Here is a 16,973-nt window from a genome sequence, read left to right on the forward strand (position 1 = left end):
TGACCCGACTCAGGCGTTTGCGAACGTGTGGCCCTTATCGGTCGATGCGGTGGATCCGGTGGATGCCGGGCCGGCGCCATCCACTGGCGATGCGAGGCCGGGTTGATCCGCGACATGCCCCGCCTCGCGTGGCGGTGTGATGTCGGCGTCTTTTGCCAGCGCGAAGACCGCAGCGAAGCTTGCCAGTTGTTCCTCTCCGGGCATCGGCGCCTTGAGTGCTGCCACCATCAATGCCGTAAGTCTCGCGACAACTTGCAGGTCGCCCATGGGTTGGCCTTGTGCAAAGGTGTCGATCAGCCGCGTGGTATCGCTGCTCGCCAGCACGCCGGACAACGCTTGCAGGGCGAAGTGCAGCCGCCAGCCCAGTTCCTGACGCGGTAACTCGGGCAGCGCGCGTGCAAAGGCTTCGAAGAAACGCTCGAATACCGGTGCATAGTGCAGTTGCAGATAGTCGCGGATGAATGGCGACGGATCGGCGTAGACACGCCCGAGCAGCCGCAGAAACGCCGGGCCGCCAATATCGCGATGGTGCGAAATGGCCAGGGCAGGGATGAACATTGCCCCGAGCACGTGTTCACACGTTAGCTGTGGAGACGGCCAAACGTCTTCGGCGCGGGTCAATAGCGCGAGGCGCTCCTCGTTGAGCCGGTCGAGCCGGCGCGAGAGCATCGCCTGAAGCAGGGTTTCCTTGCTTCCGAAGTGATAGTTGACGGCCGCCAGATTGACCTCTGCGCGCGACGTAATCTGGCGCAGGGACATGGCTTCGTAGCCGTATTCGATAAAAAGATCTTCTGCGGCATCGAGGATGCGCAGTTTGGTATCGCCAGCTTGTCGGCCGGCCGAGAGGCGTGGGCTCACGACGAACCTCCGGTAAGACGCAGCACTACGCTACGTCGCTTCAATGAACTTATGTTTCATTCAAACGTTCGATTGAATCCTAGAACGTCAATGCACGTCTCCCAAGATCTTTTTGTGGATGGCGCCCTCTAAAGCATTGTTCCGGTCAATAGGGGCGCGGCTGCCGCGGCGACCGACGCTGGAAGGAGCGCGAAGGTGAAATCGTCCGATTTCCCTGATTTCCGGCCGGAAAGTCTGGAGGCGGTGCAATAGTTTGCTAAAATGTCCCGCTTTGTGTGCAAAACCGTTTTGGGGCTACCCCGATTTGTCGGGGGCGGAGGGAAGCCAGCGTCGTATCGCTGGTTCCGGCCCAAGGTTGATTAACTGACTGGGTCCGCTTGTGGCATTCCCTCGCCACAACACAGAACGACCCTCTGGATGGACGAATATCCTCATGACTATCGCTGTTGAAAACCTCGGCAAGCTCGAGCGTCGCTTTACCATCGCCCTGCCCAAGCAGGAAGTCGAAAAAGAAGTCGCGGCTCGTATTCAGAAACTGTCGAAGACGGTTCGTATGCCGGGCTTCCGTCCGGGCAAGGTGCCCCTGAAGATGGTCACCCAGCAATACGGTGGTCAGGTCGAAGCCGAAGTCGTGAGCGACAAGGTTGGCCAGCAATTCTTCGAAATCAGCAAGGAACAGGACCTGCGTGTGGCCGGTCAGCCGCGCTTCGCGCCGAAGGCCGACGCTGCCGACACCGAATACGCATTCGACGCCACGTTCGAGATCTATCCGGAAGTCAAGATTGGCGATCTGAGCGCTGCTGAAGTCAGCCGCACCACGACCGACGTCTCGGAAGCCGAGATCGATCGCACCATCGACATCCTGCGCAAGCAACGCGTGCACTATCACGTGCGTGGCGAAGCGGGTGCGCATGGCGACGGCGGCACGGTGGAAGCCAAGGACGGCGACCGCGTGACGGTCGACTTCGTCGGCAAGATCGATGGCGAAGTGTTCGCTGGTGGTAGCGCCGAAGATTTCGTCTTCGTGCTGGGCGAAGGCCGCATGCTGCCGGAGTTCGAAAAGGCAACGCTGGGTCTGAAGGTCGGCGAGTCGAAGGAATTCGAACTCAAGTTCCCGGACGAGTACCACGGCAAGGAAGTCGCGGGTAAGACCGCCACGTTCACCGTCACGCTCAAGAAGGTCGAGTGGGCGCACCTGCCGGAAGTCGACGGCGAGTTCGCCAAGTCGCTCGGCATCGCCGACGGCAGCATCGAAAAGATGCGCGCCGACATCAAGGAAAACCTCTCGCGCGAAGTGAAGCGTCGCACGCAAGCCCTGCTCAAGGATCAAGTGATGAATGCACTGATCTCCGTGGCAGAGCTGGAAGTGCCGAACGCGCTGATTGCTCAGGATCAGGAGCGTCTGGTGGCGATGGCCCGTCAGGATCTCGCACAGCGTGGCGTGCCGAACGCCGGCAACGTGCCGATCCCGGCCGAAATGTTCAAGGAACAAGCTGAGCGGCGCGTGAAGCTGGGCCTGATTCTGGCTGAGCTGGTCAAGCAGAACGACCTGCAAGCCAAGCCGGAGCAAATCAAGGCCGAAGTCGAAGAGTTCGCGAAGAGCTACGAAGACCCGCAAGAAGTCGTCCGCTGGTACTATGGCGATCAGCAGCGCATGGCGGAAATGGAAGGTTTCGTCGTCGAGAACAACGTTGTCGAGTTCGTCCTGGGTAAGGCCAAGGTGACCGACAAGCAAGTCAGCTTCGAAGAGCTGGCTGGCAACACGCAGTCCTGATCGAACGCGACATGACCGACTGAACCGCCGCGGCCGCAAGGCCGTGGCGGTTCTTTTCCAAATGGCCTCCGGGCCTCCTCCCTGCGGCGCGCAAAACCATCTCGATAGAAGGGTCGAACCGATATGATTACCCGTTCCGAATTGCTCGCCCAACTCGCCTCCCAGACACACAACTCCGCTCTCGAAACGCAAGGCCTCGGCCTCGTGCCGATGGTCGTCGAGCAAAGTGGTCGTGGCGAGCGCGCTTACGATATCTACTCGCGACTCCTCAAGGAGCGCATCATTTTCCTGGTGGGCGAGGTCAACGACCAGAGCGCCAACCTCGTCGTCGCCCAATTGCTGTTCCTCGAGAGCGAAAATCCGGACAAGGAAATCTCGATGTACATCAACTCGCCGGGCGGTTCCGTCTCGGCGGGCCTGGCGATTTACGACACGATGAAGTTCGTCAAGCCGCCGGTCTCGACGCTGTGCCTCGGCATGGCGGCAAGCATGGGTGCATTCCTGCTGGCTGCTGGTGAGAAGGGCAAGCGTTTCGCGCTGCCGAACGCGCGCATCATGATTCACCAACCGCTGGGCGGCGCCCGCGGCCAGGCGTCGGATATCGAGATTCACGCCCGGGAAATCCTTTTGCTCAAGGAGCGCTTGAATCATCTGCTCTCCATTAACACCGGCCAGCCGATCGAGACTATTGCGCGCGACACCGATCGAGACAACTTCAAGTCGGCGGCCGATGCCGTCGAGTATGGGTTGATCGATCTCGTGCTCGAAAAGCGTCCCTGATTCGATCTCCAAATCTGGGCGCCTGAGCGCAAAAAGGCTGGCGCGGCATCGGGTGTTGTCGTCTCGAAAGGCCGGGTGATCGCGCCAAGTCTTTGTCGTAAAAGGGAATTTAGGGTTGTCGCGGGTGGGCCACACGCTCGCGCGGCATGGCGTTACAATGGGATTCATGTATGCCGCGTTTGCCGCCCCCGACGGGGGACGACCGGGGCGCAAATTGCTAGCAGGCTGACACAGATATGGTGGATAAAAAAAGCACTTCCAACGGCGAAAAGCTGCTCTACTGCTCCTTCTGCGGAAAGAGTCAGCACGAGGTCAAGAAGCTCATCGCAGGGCCGTCCGTGTTCATCTGCGACGAGTGCATTGATCTGTGCAACGAGATTATTCGCGACGAGGCCGCAGCGGCCGAAGACGAGAGCGGCAGTGGCGGCAAGTCCGATTTGCCATCGCCGCAGGAAATTCGCGAGAGTCTCGATCAATATGTGATCGGTCAGGACCGCGCCAAGAAGATTCTGGCAGTGGCGGTCTATAACCATTACAAGCGATTGAAGCACCTCGGCGACAAGCGCGACGAGGTTGAACTTTCCAAGAGCAACATCCTGCTGATCGGGCCGACCGGCTCGGGCAAGACGCTGCTCGCGCAGACGCTCGCGCGTTTGCTCAACGTGCCCTTCGTGATTGCCGACGCCACCACGCTGACCGAAGCCGGTTACGTGGGGGAAGACGTCGAAAATATCATTCAAAAGCTGCTGCAGAACTGCAATTACGAGATCGAGCAGGCGCAGAAGGGCATTGTATATATCGACGAAATCGACAAGATCAGCCGCAAGTCGGACAATCCGTCGATTACGCGCGACGTGTCGGGCGAAGGCGTGCAGCAGGCACTGCTCAAACTGGTGGAAGGCACGATGGCGTCGGTGCCGCCGCAAGGCGGTCGCAAGCATCCGAACCAGGATTTCATCCAGGTTGATACGACGAATATCCTGTTCATCTGCGGCGGCGCGTTCGATGGTCTCGAGAAGATCATCATGAACCGCACCGAGAAGACGGGTATCGGCTTCGGCGCGACGGTCAAGACGGGTGAAGAGCGTGACGCGGGCGAGTTGCTGCGTGACGTCGAGCCGGAAGATTTGATCAAGTTCGGTCTGATTCCGGAACTGATTGGCCGTCTGCCGGTGGTTGCCACGTTGGGTAAGCTTGATGAAGACGTGCTGGTCACGATCCTCATCGAGCCGAAGAACGCACTGGTCAAGCAATACCAGCGTCTGTTCCTGATGGAAGGGGTGGAGCTGGAAATTCGTCCGGCAGCGCTGCACGCGGTGGCTCGCAAGGCCATCAAGCGCAAGACCGGCGCGCGCGGCCTGCGTTCGATCATCGAACAGGCACTGCTCGAGGTCATGTACGAGCTGCCGTCGCTCAAGGGCGTTACCAAGGTGATCCTGGACGAGAACGCGATCAGCGGCGACGGAAAACCGCTTTTGATCTACCAGGAGTCGCCCAAGGTTGCCGGCTCCAATTGAACGGTCAACTCAGTGCCACCCGAAGCCGTTCATGGAAACATGGGCGGCTTTTTTTCCTTCATACTACTGCCACGGGCAATGAAACCCCGAGTGGTGCAACTTGTCGGCGAAAGGGCCCTTCGTCCCTCTTGTAATTCACGCCGGCGGCCTCAATTAGCTGGAACACAACGGTATCGTTAAATATGGGGAACGAGATGTCAGGCACCCAAATCCTCCCGCCCGAAGCGATTCAACTGCCCCTGTTGCCTTTGCGCGACGTGGTCGTGTTTCCGCACATGGTGATTCCCCTTTTCGTGGGGCGTCCGAAATCGATTAAAGCGCTTGAAACCGCCATGGAAGGCGGCAAGCACATCATGCTGGTCGCGCAAAAAGCAGCGGCCAAGGATGAGCCCACGTCCAAGGATCTCTACGAGATCGGGTGCGTGGCCAACATCCTGCAAATGCTCAAACTGCCCGACGGCACCGTGAAGGTGCTGGTGGAAGGGATTCAACGCGCCCGCACCCTGAGTGTGGATGAGGAAGAAACCCAGTTCACGTCGGAAGTCATGCCGCTCGAGCCGGACGATGGCAATTCGCCGGAATCCGAGGCCCTGCGTCGTGCGATCGTGGCGCAGTTCGATCAGTACGTGAAGCTCAACAAGAAGATCCCGCCCGAGATCCTGACGTCGTTGTCGGGCATCGACGAGGCCGGTCGTCTTGCGGATACCATCGCCGCGCACCTGCCGCTCAAGCTCGAGCAGAAGCAGAAGATTCTGGAGATGTTCCCGGTCATCGAGCGCCTCGAGCATCTGCTCGCGCAACTCGAGAGCGAGATCGACATTCTTCAGGTGGAAAAGCGCATCCGTGGCCGCGTAAAGCGCCAGATGGAAAAGAGCCAGCGCGAGTACTACCTGAACGAACAGGTCAAGGCCATCCAGAAGGAATTGGGCGAAGGCGAAGAAGGCGCCGATCTCGAGGAACTCGAGAAGCGTATCAAGGCTGCGCACCTGCCGAAGGAAGCCAAGAAGAAGGCCGACGCCGAACTCAAGAAGCTCAAGCTGATGTCGCCGATGTCCGCCGAAGCGACGGTTGTGCGTAACTACATCGACACGCTGGTCGGTCTGCCGTGGCGCAAGAAGAGCAAGGTGAACAACGACCTGTCGAACGCTGAGAAGGTGCTCGACGAGGACCACTTCGGTCTCGAGAAGGTCAAGGAACGCATTCTTGAGTATCTTGCCGTGCAACAGCGCGTGGACAAGGTCAAGGCGCCGATCCTGTGCCTGGTCGGGCCCCCCGGCGTAGGCAAGACCTCGCTCGGTCAGTCGATCGCGCGTGCAACGAACCGCAAGTTCGTGCGCATGGCGTTGGGCGGCGTGCGTGACGAGGCCGAGATTCGCGGTCACCGTCGCACGTACATCGGGTCGATGCCGGGCAAGATTCTGCAGAGCCTGTCGAAGGTCGCGGTGCGCAATCCGCTGTTCCTGCTCGACGAAGTGGACAAGATGGGCATGGACTTCCGGGGCGATCCGAGTTCGGCGCTGCTCGAAGTGCTTGATCCCGAGCAGAACCACACGTTCTCGGATCACTACGTCGAAGTCGACTTCGACCTGTCGGATGTGATGTTCGTGGCGACCTCGAACTCGCTGAACATTCCGGCGCCGTTGCTCGACCGTATGGAAGTGATTCGCCTGTCGGGCTACACGGAAGACGAGAAGGTCAACATCGCCCAGCGTTATCTGCTGCCGAAGCAGAAGAAAAACAACGGGTTGAAGGAAGGCGAGATCGATCTCACGGAAGCCGCAATCCGCGACATCATTCGCTACTACACGCGCGAAGCCGGTGTACGTTCGCTCGAGCGCGAGATCTCGAAGATCTGCCGCAAGGTCGTGAAGATGTTGTTGCTCAAGAAGGTCGATGGTTCGTCCATCAAGGTCGACGCGAGCAATCTCGACAACTTCCTGGGTGTGCGCAAGTTCGACTTCGGTCTGGCCATGAAGGAAAACCAGATCGGTCAGGTCACGGGTCTGGCGTGGACGGAGGTGGGCGGCGATCTGCTGACCATCGAAGCCGCGCTGATGCCGGGCAAGGGCAATATCATTCGCACGGGTTCGCTCGGCGACGTGATGAAGGAGTCGGTCGAAGCTGCACGTTCGGTGGTGCGTTCGCGCGCCCGTCGCCTCGGTGTGACGGACGAGCAATTCGAGAAGAAGGATATTCACATCCACGTGCCGGAGGGCGCGACGCCGAAGGACGGTCCGTCTGCCGGTATCGCGATGACGACGGCGCTCGTCTCGGTGCTCACCGGTATTCCGGTGCGTGCGGATGTGGCGATGACTGGTGAGATCACGCTGCGCGGTGAAGTGCTGCCGATCGGCGGTCTCAAGGAGAAGCTGCTTGCAGCGCATCGCGGTGGCATCAAGCTCGTGTTGATTCCGGAAGAGAACGTGAAGGATCTCGCCGAGATTCCAGATACGGTCAAGAACGCGCTGGAGATCGTGCCGGTGCGCTGGATCGACAAGGTGCTTGAGCTGGCGTTGGAGCATGCGCCGGTGCCGATTCCGGAAGACGAGGCGAAAGCTGCCCCTGTCACGCCGAATACGGATGCCAGTGGCAAGCAAGAAGTCATCAAGCACTGATTCTCGTTTTTCGTCCGGCGTGACGGCATTTGTGTAGCCGCCCACCGGATCGAAAATGGGCAAAAAGCTCGGGGTTTTCCCCGGGCTTTTTTTATTCACGCAAAGTAATCGAAAATAGCGACCGGAATGCGCAGATTCAGGAGTGCTTCCTATGCAGCCAAAAGGGCGCAAAACGGCTTGACATCAGGGTTTGCGGCTTGTCTAATGGCAAAGCCAGCGGACCTCGCAGATCAATGTCAAGGCGCGCAAAGAGCGCCTCCGCGGCTCAATCGCCTACTATCCTTGCAAGGGGGTTACAGTGAATAAGACGGAACTGATCGATCATATCGCGGGTGAGGCAGACATCTCGAAAGCTGCCGCCGGTCGAGCACTTGAAGCATTGGTGGGTGCAGTAAAGAAAGCGCTGAAGAAGGGAGATTCCGTAACGCTTGTCGGCTTTGGCACGTTCCTCGTGGCCAAGCGAGCGGCGCGCATCGGGCGGAATCCGCGCACTGGCGGCGAGATCAAGATCAAGGCAGCAAAGGTTCCGAAATTTCGCCCTGGCAAAGGTTTGAAAGATACGTTAAACTAACGAGCTTTCCTGCTTCGGCAGGGAGCAGTAGCAAGAACAACACTTGAATCGGGAACGGGTGCTTAGCTCAGTTGGTAGAGCGGCGCCCTTACAAGGCGTAGGTCGGGGGTTCGAGCCCCTCAGCACCCACCAGTTCCAGATATCTTGGGGAGCGGTAGTTCAGTTGGTTAGAATACCGGCCTGTCACGCCGGGGGTCGCGGGTTCGAGCCCCGTCCGCTCCGCCAAATTGTGAAAAGGCGAACTTCGGTTCGCCTTTTTTGCCATATGACGTCCTAAGACGCTCTAGACGACTTTTCCGATTTCGTATGTTCGACTTCATCCGCCGTCATCAACGCTTGGTCCTCATCTTCCTGACGGTGCTGATCGTCCCGTCATTCGTGGTGTTCGGCGTTCATGGCTTGCAAGAATACGCCGCGGATGCCAGCACGATTGCCAAGGTCGGCGATCAGACCGTGACACGTCAGGAATACGACAGCGTGCTCCGTTCGCAGACCGAGCGCATGCAACAAATGTTCGGTGGCGCAGTCGATGCGAGCCAGATCAACACCCCGGAAATGCGTGGTGCTGTGCTCGACAACCTGATCCAGCAGAAGCTGCTGCTGCAAGAAACCCTCAAAAAGAATCTGTCGGTGCCGGATGCCCAGGTGCGCGACGCGCTCCTCGCCATTCCCGCTATTGCGCAAATGCGTCGTCCGGACGGCTCGATCGATCAGGCCAAGTACGAACAATTGCTCGCTGCGCAGAACCTCACGCCGCAGCGACTCGAAGCGCAAATCCGCTTCGAACTGGCATCGAATCAACTGCCTGCGAGCGTACAGGCGAGCGCCATGCTGCCGAAGGCAGTGCTCGATCGCTTCGCGCAACTGCGCGCGCAACAGCGTGACGTGTCGGTGTTGAATTTCCCGGTCTCGGATTTCGCAGGCAAGGTGGTGCCGACGCCGCAGCAGATTCAGGCGTACTACGATGCGCACAAGGCTGCGTTCCAGACGCCGGAGTCGGCCGAAATCCAGTACGTGGTGCTCGACCCGAAAGCCATGCCGGCTGCGGCGGAAACGCCTGCGAGCGATGACGTGCTGCGCAAGATGTACAACGACAATCTGAAGCAATACACGACGCAGGAAGAGCGTCGTGCGTCGCACATCCTGATCGCTTCGCCAGCCGATGCGTCGCCGGCCGATCATGCGAAGGCGAAGGCCAAGGCGGAAGCACTGCTCGCACAGATCAAGAAGAACCCGAACGACTTTGCCAAGCTGGCCAGCGAGAACTCGGAAGATCCGGGCTCGAAGGCGAACGGGGGCGACCTCGGCTTCTTTGCGCGCGATGCGATGGTCAAGCCGTTTGCCGATGCCACGTTTGCCCTCAAGGCTGACGGCGACGTGAGCGATGTCGTCAAGAGCGATTTCGGTTATCACATCATCAAGCTGACCGGTATCAAGCCGCAGCAGACCAAGTCGTTCGATGAGGTGAAGGGGCAACTGGCCGATCAGTATCGCCAGCAAGCTTCGGCGAAGGCGTATGCCAAGCTGGCGGATCAGTTCACCAACGCAGTGTATGAGCAACCCGACAGCCTGCAGCCGGTGGCCGACAAGCTGAATCTGAAGGTGCTGTCGGCGAAGGTCACGCGCACGCCGGATCCGTCGCAAGCCCAGAGCCCCTTGGGTAACGAGAAGTTGCTCAAGGCAGTGTTCGGCGACGAGGCACTCAAGAACAAGCGCAACACCGAAGCCGTGGATGTGGGGCAGGGTGTGCTCGTGTCGGCTCACGTGGTGAACTACCACCCCGCCGCAACGCCTCCGCTCGCGCAGATCGAAGCGCAGGTCAAGGAGAAGGCGGTAGCCGATCTGGCGGATCAGGAAGCCAAGAAAGCCGGTGAAGCCAAGCTTGACGCGCTGAAGAAGGGGGGCGACGCGGCTTTCGGTGCTGCTCAGACCGTTTCGCGTGATAACCCGGGCAAGCTGTCGGCCACGGCGCTGACCGCGATCTTCGGTGCTGACACGACCAAGCTGCCGGCATACGTCGGCGTGGCGCTGGGCGAAGGTCAGGGCTATGCGGTGTATCGCATCAGCAAGGTGACGCAGCCGGCGGAGCAAGATGCACAGCGTCTCGCGGCCGAAGCGCAGCAACTCAACCAACTGGCCGCTCAGGCCGAGTGGAATGCCTGGTTGGGGGATCTGCGGGCACGCTCGAAGGTCAAGGTCGTGAACGACGTCACGAAGGCAGGTTCGTAATCGGGTCACCGAACTACGAGCGGAAAGAGAAACGCGGCCAATTGGCCGCGTTTTTTTATGCGCCGGATTTTGGCGTCCGGGAGTCCGCCGCTTTGGCGGGAGGTTTGCCGGCGGGTTTGAGCAACGGTTTTACCGTCGGCCAGACGTTCTGCAAGATTTGTGGATGGGCTTTTGCCAGCGGGTGAATCTGGTCTTGCTGGAACCAGTCCTGGTGCTCGATGACGCCTGCCAGCAGGAAGGGCACATAGGCGGTCTTTTCCTGCTTGGCCACGGTGGAGAACATGTTGAAGAACTGTTCGCTGTAATCCGGGCCGTAGTTGGGCGGGATGCGCATGCCGACAACGACGACCCGGCTACCCGACTTGCGTGCGGCAGCGATCATCTCAAGCAGGTTTTGACGTGTCAGATCCAGCGGAATGCCGCGCAGTGCATCGTTGCCGCCCAGTTCGAGAATCGTGATGGCGGGATGATAGCGCTCCAGCAATGACGCCAGACGAGCCCGTCCACCGCTTGTTGTGTCACCACTGATGCTGGCGTTCACGACGTTATAATCGAAACCGTTTTGCGTGATTGTCTGCTGCATCAGATTGACCCAGCCGGCGCCCCGCGCGATGCCATATTCCGCAGAAAGGCTGTCGCCGACGACCAAAATCGTCGGTGCGCCCGAACTTGCCGCGTTTGCCGCGGTCCCTGACAGCATGCCCCAGCCCACGAGGACTGAGGCGGCCAATTTCAAGAACTCTCTTCTTGCCATGTCGTTTTCCGAAAACGTAATTGAGGTGCGGGGGCTGGGCAAACGGTTGCGTGACGCGACCGGTGAGCTAGTCATTTTGCAGGATATCGATTTCTCCGTCGCGAAGGGCCAGAGCGTGGCCATCGTCGGGGCATCGGGGTCCGGAAAGTCGACGTTGCTTGGCCTGATGGCGGGACTCGACACTGCGACCGATGGTGCTATCACGTTGCTGGGCAAGTCGCTCGGCGAGCTTGACGAGGAAGGCCGTGCAGCGCTGCGACGCGGTGCTGTCGGCTTCGTCTTCCAGTCGTTTCAACTCATGCCGCATTTGACTGCGCTCGAGAACGTCATGCTGCCGCTCGAATTGTTGGGTGAGACACGCGAGGTGCGCAATCGTGCCGTCAAACTGCTCGAGCAGGTGGGGCTGGGGTCGCGCCTGACGCATTATCCCAAACAACTCTCGGGCGGCGAGCAGCAGCGCGTGGCGCTGGCACGTGCCTTTGTCACGGAGCCGGTGGTGCTGTTCGCCGATGAGCCCACGGGCAGTCTGGACACGGCCACCGGTGAGCGCGTCATCGATCTGATGTTCTCGCTCAACGAGGCGAGCGGCGCGACGCTGGTGCTGGTGACGCACGATCTGGCGATTGCGCAACGTTGCGACGCGACGGTGCAACTCGCAGGCGGTCGGCTGGTGAACGGCGCGACTGTTTGACGGTGACGAAGCGGGGCGAGTCCGCCCCGTTCGAGGATGGCGGCCGCCGCAGTCAGCGGCGGCGCAGTGAGGGCGCCGAGGGCGTCAGTCCTTCGCTTTCAGTGCTTCACCCGCCATGCGAATCAGCGAGGTCGTCGAGGCGTCGTGCGCGCCCGGCTTGAGCGAATCGGGATCGGCAAGTTCAGGTTCAATTGCCCGGCATAATGTCTTGCCCAGCTCCACACCCCATTGATCGAACGGATTGATGTTCCAGATGGCGGCCTGCACGAACACCTTGTGTTCATAGAGCGCGATCAGCGCCCCCAACCGTTCAGGCGACAGCTTGTCGATGACCAGCGTATTGCTCGGTCGGTTGCCATCGAAATGGCGTTGCGCGGCCAACGGACCGCCCGCTTGCTCGGTCGTCGCCATCGAGCCGCCCTGCAACAGCGCTTCGCTCTGCGCAAAGCAGTTGGCGAGCAGCTTGCGGTGGTGGTTGAGATAAGCCGGCGCGTCGTACTGCGGTTCGAGCACGGCGATGAAATCTACCGGTACGAGTGTGGTGCCTTGATGCAGCATCTGGAAATAGGCGTGCTGCCCGTTCGTGCCGGGTTCGCCCCAGATGATCGGCGCAGTTTGCCATCCGACAGGTGCTCCGTCGACCTGCACCGACTTGCCGTTGCTCTCCATGTCCAGTTGCTGGAGATACGGCGGCAGCTTCTGGAGGGCGTCGGTGTACGGGGCGATGGAGAGTGTCTGCGCATCGAAGAAATTCCGATACCAGATGCCGATCAAACCGAGCAGCACCGGCATGTTGGCTTCGAGTGGCGCACTGCGGAAGTGTTCGTCCATCGCATGCGCACCCGCGAGCAGGGCATCGAAATGCTGAGCCCCCAGATACAGCATGATGATGAGGCCGATCGACGACCAGAGCGAATACCGGCCGCCAACCCATTCGCCGAATTCGAACACGTTCTCACGGCGAATGCCGAACCTCATGGCTTTTTCGGCGTTCGTCGACACAGCGACGAAATGCTTGCCGAGTTCGCCATCCGGAATGCCGTTCGCGACGAACCATGCGCGAATGGTGTTCGCGTTGGTCATGGTCTCCAGCGTGGTGAACGTCTTCGAGCAAACGACGACGAGCGTAGTCTCCGGATCGAGCGTAGGCAGCATACGCGCCAGTTCGGTCGGGTCGATGTTGGCGATAAAGTGCGCGCTCAAATCCTCGCGACCATAGACGGCGAGTGCGTCGCACACCATGCGCGGCCCGAGATCCGAACCGCCAATGCCCACGTTGATCAGATGCCTGATGCGCTTGCCGGTCGCGCCGACCCAGCGTCCGTCGCGCACACGTTCGCTGAACGCACGCATGCGCGCGAGTGTTTCGAGAATGCCGCTGCTGACATCGCTCGTCGCGTCGCGAAAGGCCATGCCTTTCGGCGCACGCAGTGCAACGTGCAGCGCTGCGCGGTTTTCCGTGACGTTGACATGCTTGCCGGCCCACATGGCGTCGCGTTTGGCCGGAAGGTCGCATTCACGCGCGAGAAGCGTGAGCAACGTGCGCGTTTTCTCCGTAATGCGATTCTTCGAGTAGTCGAGATACAGGCCGGCCGCATGCAGTGAGAATTGTTCGACACGAGCGTTGGCGCCGGCCCCGGAGAACCAGTCGCGCATGTGCTGGGCGGCGATATCGTCGCGATGCGTGAGCAGGGTACGCCAGGCGGGGAGTTGATCCAGACGAGCGGAAGGCGCGGATGGCTTGTACGGCATGTGCGATAGAGACATTTCGATAAAGCGAAGTATAACGGGAGTCGCGGGGCAATCGCGCTGAAATGCAGCGGTGGGCGGCCTTGTTGCCTTCGCACAGCCACAGTGCCAGGCATTTCAGGTGGGATCGGCGCGTGACCCGTAAGGGGGGCGAACGAATGGCGTCGCACGCGTCGCTTCGGTCAGCAGATCTGTCAGTTCGGCGCGTATGGCGGGCAAAAGTTCAGAGGCCGTCAGTCCGGCAGGCCCGGCCCCTGCGCACACGCAACGCTCGGCCGCCCGACCATGCAGCCAGACGGCGGCCAGTGCCGCCTGCGTGGCGGGCATGCCCTGCGCCAGCAGCGCGCCGATGGCGCCGGTGAGGACGTCGCCCGTGCCAGCCGTGGCGAGCCCGGCATTCCCCGTCGTGTTGATCCAGGTGTGGGTTCCGTCGTCGATGACGCTGCCTGACCCCTTGAGCACGATGGTCGCGCCGAAATGCCGTGCGAGCGCGCGGGCGCAAGCCAGTCGATCCGATTGAATGCGCGCCACATCGCAGCCCGCCAGGCGTGCGGCTTCGAGCGGATGCGGCGTCAATACCGTCGGCCCGGCACGGCGGCGCACACGTTCTGCGAGCGACGGCTCGGCGGCGAGCAGATTCAGTGCATCGGCATCGATGACGAGCGGCGTGTCGTCGAGGGCAAGCGCGCGCGACAGGCACGCGGAGGACGCGGCGGATGTGCCGAGTCCCGGGCCGATGGCCACCGCCTGCATTGTCGAAAGATCGAGATTTTCGGCATGACGCAGCATCAGTTCAGGATGCACCGGGTCCCAGGCGGGTGCCTCCTGTGCGACGAACCCCACATAGACGCGCCCTGCGCCCGTCATCAGACCTGAGCGTGCCGAGAGCAGCGGCGCGCCGACCATGCCGTCATATCCACCGAGTACCGCCAATGATCCGTAGCTTCCCTTGTGGGAGGCGTGATGGCGTTGCGGCAGTTGTGCGAGAAACGCGTCGGGCCCGCTCGTTGCGATATGGGCGTCGTTGGGAAGTGCTGCCCGTGTCGCGGCAAGCGCTTCCTCTGCGCCCAGTGACGCCACGAGAACGTCTCCGGCGATGTCGCGGCCGCTACCGGTGAACAGCCCAGGGCAGGCGCCGAGCATCGCCATGGTGACGTCCGCGCGAATGGTGCTGCCTGCCGCAATGCCGGTGGCCGCAGCCAATCCGCTGGGAATATCGATGGCGAGCACAGGCGTGCCTTGGCGATGGGCGTAGGCGATGTTCTCGACCAGCGCGGCAGCGGCCCCTTCCAGCGGGCGCGACAGGCCGATGCCGAACAGGCCGTCGACGATCCAGGCGTATGCCGAAGGCTCGGGCCAGGTGTCTGGGGCAGGGCGCACCGGCACGCCGGCGGCGAGCGCGTCGGCGAGTGCCCAGCGGGCGTCGTCGGTGGTGGGCGGTGCGAGTTGCCAGACGTCGACGAGCACACCGCGCCGGTGTAATTCGCGCGCGGCAACGTAGGCGTCGCCCCCGTTGTTGCCGGGACCCGCAAGGAGCAACACCGCTTGGCGGCCGGCGCTCGCCAGTGCGGGCAGGCGGGCGTATAGCCATTCGGCGACCGCAGCCCCGGCGCGTGACATCAATGTATGTGCAGGGAGTGTGGCGGCGGCGGCTCGTTCGACGTCGCGCAGGGTGCCGGGAAGGTGCAGGTCGAGTGACACCGTGGCGCAGGCCGTCACGAGGCTGGCGACGGGGCAGAGCGCCGGGGGGCGCGCCAGCGGACTCGGACTGGCAGTGATGGCAGGAACGTTGACACGCAGGGAATCGGACATGGCAGGCAATGCTCCCGGTAGCGAGTGCAGCGAGCGCAGCATTGTGCCGCGACGTTGGCCGGCCCTAATGTGCGCTACATGCTTATCGAGAGATTATGCCGTCATCGTGAGGTTCTGCCTGCCGGTGTGAATCCCGATGCCGTGTCGGTCTTCTCCCACATGACGGCCGGGTTGCCGTCAGCGAACACGATGTGCAGACGTGCTTGGGCGCGCTTGATGCATTGATACGAGGGCAACGGAGGGTGCCCTCGTAACTTGAAGCGGGCGAATTAGCGGTCGTAACGCGCGAGCGTCAGGCCGTTCAAATCGATTTCAGGCGTTTGTCCGGAGATGACGTCAGCCAGTACGCGACCGGAGCCGCAGGCCATCGCCCAGCCGGTCGAGCCGTGGCCAACGTTCAGGAAGATGCCGGGCAGATGCGTGGCGCCGAGCAAGGGCGGGCCGTCCGGAAGCATCGGGCGCGCGCCCACCCAGGCACGTGCCTCGCGATACTTGCCAGCGCCCGGAAACCAGTCCGTCGCGACCTTGTAAAGCGTGGCGATGGCGCGTTCGCGCAGCACGAGTTCGGTGTCGCCCAGTTCGGCCGTCCCGGCGATGCGCAGACGATTGCCTTGCGGTGTGATGGCTGTCTTGTACGACTCGTCCATCACGGCAATGCGTGGGCTGAAGAGTTCCGTCTTGACCGGCACCGTGATCGAGTACCCCTTGATCGGCCAGAGCGGCAGATCGATGCCGAGCGGGCGCAACAGCGCGGTGCTGGTCACCCCGGCGGCGATCACCACGGCGTCGGCTTCGAGCGTTGCACGTTGCGTCGGTTGCGCGGTGCTCGTCGTCTCGACGGTGACGCCGGTACGGCCCACGTTCGGGCGTACCGAGAGCACGGTCGTCTCGGTGGCGAGCGTCACGCCCATGTCGCGGGCGATTTGGGCAAGTCGCTTGGTGAAGAGCGGGCAGTTGCCGGTCTCGTCGCGCGGCAGATGCAGACCGCCTGCCAATTGGGCGTCGGTCGACAGCGCGGGCTCGAGCTTGCGGCACTCGTCGGCAGTGAGCAAGCGGTGCGGCACCTCGTTCTCGGTGAGCATCGCACGCGCCGGCTCGTTCATCTTGATTTCGCGCTCGGTGCGAAACAACTGGAGATAGCCCTGCGTGTGTTCGTATTCGAAGACGTGGGTCTCCCGCAACTCGTGCAGGCAGCGTTGGCTGTAGAAGGCGATGCGCTGCATGCGTTCGCGATTGGCGCGGTAACGTTCGAGCTTGCATTCGCGCAGCCACCGGGCGGCCCAGCGCCACGTGCCGGCCGACAGACCGGGCCGGAAGATGAGCGGACTGGCCGAGCTGAACATGTAGCCCAGCAGCTTGCGCGGCATGCCTGGCGCCGCCCAGGGCGTGACGTACCCTGGCGCGATGACGCCCGCATTGCCGAAGCTGCTCTCCTGCGCAACCGTGCTGTTGCGCTCGACGAGCGTGACCGTGTGCCCCGCGGTGGCCAGATAGTAGGCAGTACACGTGCCGATAACCCCGCCGCCGATAACGATGACCTTCATTCCCAACCGTCTGGTGTGTGGCGAACGCCCGTTCGTTCGCTTGTTAGTGTCGTTCTTTGCCGTGCCGCCGCCGGGATCC

Annotated in this window: 12 protein-coding genes and 2 tRNA genes; 9 read left to right on the forward strand and 5 right to left on the reverse strand. The window is 61.5% G+C overall.

Features of this window, described 5'->3' with window-relative positions; genetic code table 11:
- Positions 1 to 9 precede the first annotated feature (9 nt).
- Entirely contained in the window at positions 10 to 858 is an 849-nt protein-coding gene (locus PI93_RS14190) for a TetR/AcrR family transcriptional regulator (RefSeq protein ID WP_039366008.1), read from the reverse strand.
- A gap of 433 nt (positions 859 to 1,291) precedes the next feature.
- Between PI93_RS14190 and tig the strand changes: the two genes are divergently transcribed.
- From tig to PI93_RS14230, 8 genes are all read left to right on the forward strand, one after another.
- On the forward strand, positions 1,292 to 2,632 hold the full coding sequence (gene tig, locus PI93_RS14195) for a trigger factor (RefSeq protein ID WP_039366006.1): 1,341 nt from the start codon (positions 1,292 to 1,294) through the stop codon (positions 2,630 to 2,632).
- Positions 2,633 to 2,758: 126 nt separating this feature from the next.
- Positions 2,759 to 3,412, forward strand: coding sequence for an ATP-dependent Clp endopeptidase proteolytic subunit ClpP (clpP, locus tag PI93_RS14200; protein ID WP_080759029.1), 654 nt, complete (start codon positions 2,759 to 2,761; stop codon positions 3,410 to 3,412).
- A 236-nt stretch (positions 3,413 to 3,648) separates the two neighbouring features.
- Positions 3,649 to 4,929 (forward strand): ATP-dependent Clp protease ATP-binding subunit ClpX, encoded by a 1,281-nt coding sequence (clpX, locus tag PI93_RS14205; RefSeq protein ID WP_039366003.1) that lies wholly within the window; start codon positions 3,649 to 3,651, stop codon positions 4,927 to 4,929.
- Between the two features lie 194 nt (positions 4,930 to 5,123).
- A complete protein-coding gene (gene lon / locus PI93_RS14210) occupies positions 5,124 to 7,544 on the forward strand; it encodes an endopeptidase La (RefSeq protein WP_039366227.1) in 2,421 nt (806 codons plus the stop codon).
- A gap of 298 nt (positions 7,545 to 7,842) precedes the next feature.
- Positions 7,843 to 8,115, forward strand: coding sequence for an HU family DNA-binding protein (locus PI93_RS14215; protein WP_039366000.1), 273 nt, complete (start codon positions 7,843 to 7,845; stop codon positions 8,113 to 8,115).
- 56 nt (positions 8,116 to 8,171) lie between these two features.
- Positions 8,172 to 8,247, forward strand: a tRNA-Val gene (locus PI93_RS14220).
- Positions 8,248 to 8,263: 16 nt separating this feature from the next.
- Positions 8,264 to 8,340 (forward strand) — tRNA-Asp (locus PI93_RS14225).
- An 81-nt stretch (positions 8,341 to 8,421) separates the two neighbouring features.
- Entirely contained in the window at positions 8,422 to 10,344 is a 1,923-nt protein-coding gene (locus tag PI93_RS14230) for a SurA N-terminal domain-containing protein (protein ID WP_039365998.1), read from the forward strand.
- Between the two features lie 55 nt (positions 10,345 to 10,399).
- Here PI93_RS14230 and PI93_RS14235 read toward each other — a convergent pair whose 3' ends face one another.
- Entirely contained in the window at positions 10,400 to 11,044 is a 645-nt protein-coding gene (locus PI93_RS14235; RefSeq protein WP_039365996.1) for an arylesterase, read from the reverse strand.
- 52 nt (positions 11,045 to 11,096) lie between these two features.
- Between PI93_RS14235 and PI93_RS14240 the strand changes: the two genes are divergently transcribed.
- Positions 11,097 to 11,789, forward strand: a complete 693-nt coding sequence (locus PI93_RS14240; protein WP_039365994.1) for an ABC transporter ATP-binding protein — start codon at positions 11,097 to 11,099, stop codon at positions 11,787 to 11,789.
- Positions 11,790 to 11,873: 84 nt separating this feature from the next.
- Here PI93_RS14240 and pgi read toward each other — a convergent pair whose 3' ends face one another.
- The 3 genes from pgi to PI93_RS14255 all read right to left on the reverse strand — a co-directional run bounded on the left by pgi (position 11,874) and on the right by PI93_RS14255 (position 16,894).
- Complete coding sequence (pgi, locus tag PI93_RS14245; RefSeq protein WP_039365993.1) at positions 11,874 to 13,541, reverse strand: glucose-6-phosphate isomerase; 1,668 nt, start codon at positions 13,539 to 13,541, stop codon at positions 11,874 to 11,876.
- 114 nt (positions 13,542 to 13,655) lie between these two features.
- Positions 13,656 to 15,350, reverse strand: a complete 1,695-nt coding sequence (locus tag PI93_RS14250) for an NAD(P)H-hydrate dehydratase (protein ID WP_080759028.1) — start codon at positions 15,348 to 15,350, stop codon at positions 13,656 to 13,658.
- A gap of 269 nt (positions 15,351 to 15,619) precedes the next feature.
- Complete coding sequence (locus tag PI93_RS14255; protein WP_039365990.1) at positions 15,620 to 16,894, reverse strand: D-amino acid dehydrogenase; 1,275 nt, start codon at positions 16,892 to 16,894, stop codon at positions 15,620 to 15,622.
- Positions 16,895 to 16,973 lie beyond the last annotated feature (79 nt).

This window comes from Pandoraea fibrosis (assembly GCF_000807775.2).
Taxonomy (GTDB): Bacteria; Pseudomonadota; Gammaproteobacteria; order Burkholderiales; family Burkholderiaceae; genus Pandoraea; species Pandoraea fibrosis.

What these genes read in the sequence shown, in the direction of transcription:
- tig (WP_039366006.1), top strand. Translation starts at nt 1,292, where the DNA reads ATGACTATCGCTGTTGAAAACCTCGGCAAGCTCGAGCGTCGCTTTACC.
- clpX (WP_039366003.1), top strand. Translation starts at nt 3,649, where the DNA reads ATGGTGGATAAAAAAAGCACTTCCAACGGCGAAAAGCTGCTCTACTGC.
- lon (WP_039366227.1), top strand. Translation starts at nt 5,124, where the DNA reads ATGTCAGGCACCCAAATCCTCCCGCCCGAAGCGATTCAACTGCCCCTG.
- PI93_RS14230 (WP_039365998.1), top strand. Translation starts at nt 8,422, where the DNA reads ATGTTCGACTTCATCCGCCGTCATCAACGCTTGGTCCTCATCTTCCTG.
- PI93_RS14235 (WP_039365996.1), bottom strand. Translation starts at nt 11,044, where the DNA reads ATGCTGTCAGGGACCGCGGCAAACGCGGCAAGTTCGGGCGCACCGACG.
- PI93_RS14240 (WP_039365994.1), top strand. Translation starts at nt 11,097, where the DNA reads ATGTCGTTTTCCGAAAACGTAATTGAGGTGCGGGGGCTGGGCAAACGG.
- pgi (WP_039365993.1), bottom strand. Translation starts at nt 13,541, where the DNA reads ATGCCGTACAAGCCATCCGCGCCTTCCGCTCGTCTGGATCAACTCCCC.
- PI93_RS14250 (WP_080759028.1), bottom strand. Translation starts at nt 15,350, where the DNA reads ATGTCCGATTCCCTGCGTGTCAACGTTCCTGCCATCACTGCCAGTCCG.
- PI93_RS14255 (WP_039365990.1), bottom strand. Translation starts at nt 16,894, where the DNA reads ATGAAGGTCATCGTTATCGGCGGCGGGGTTATCGGCACGTGTACTGCC.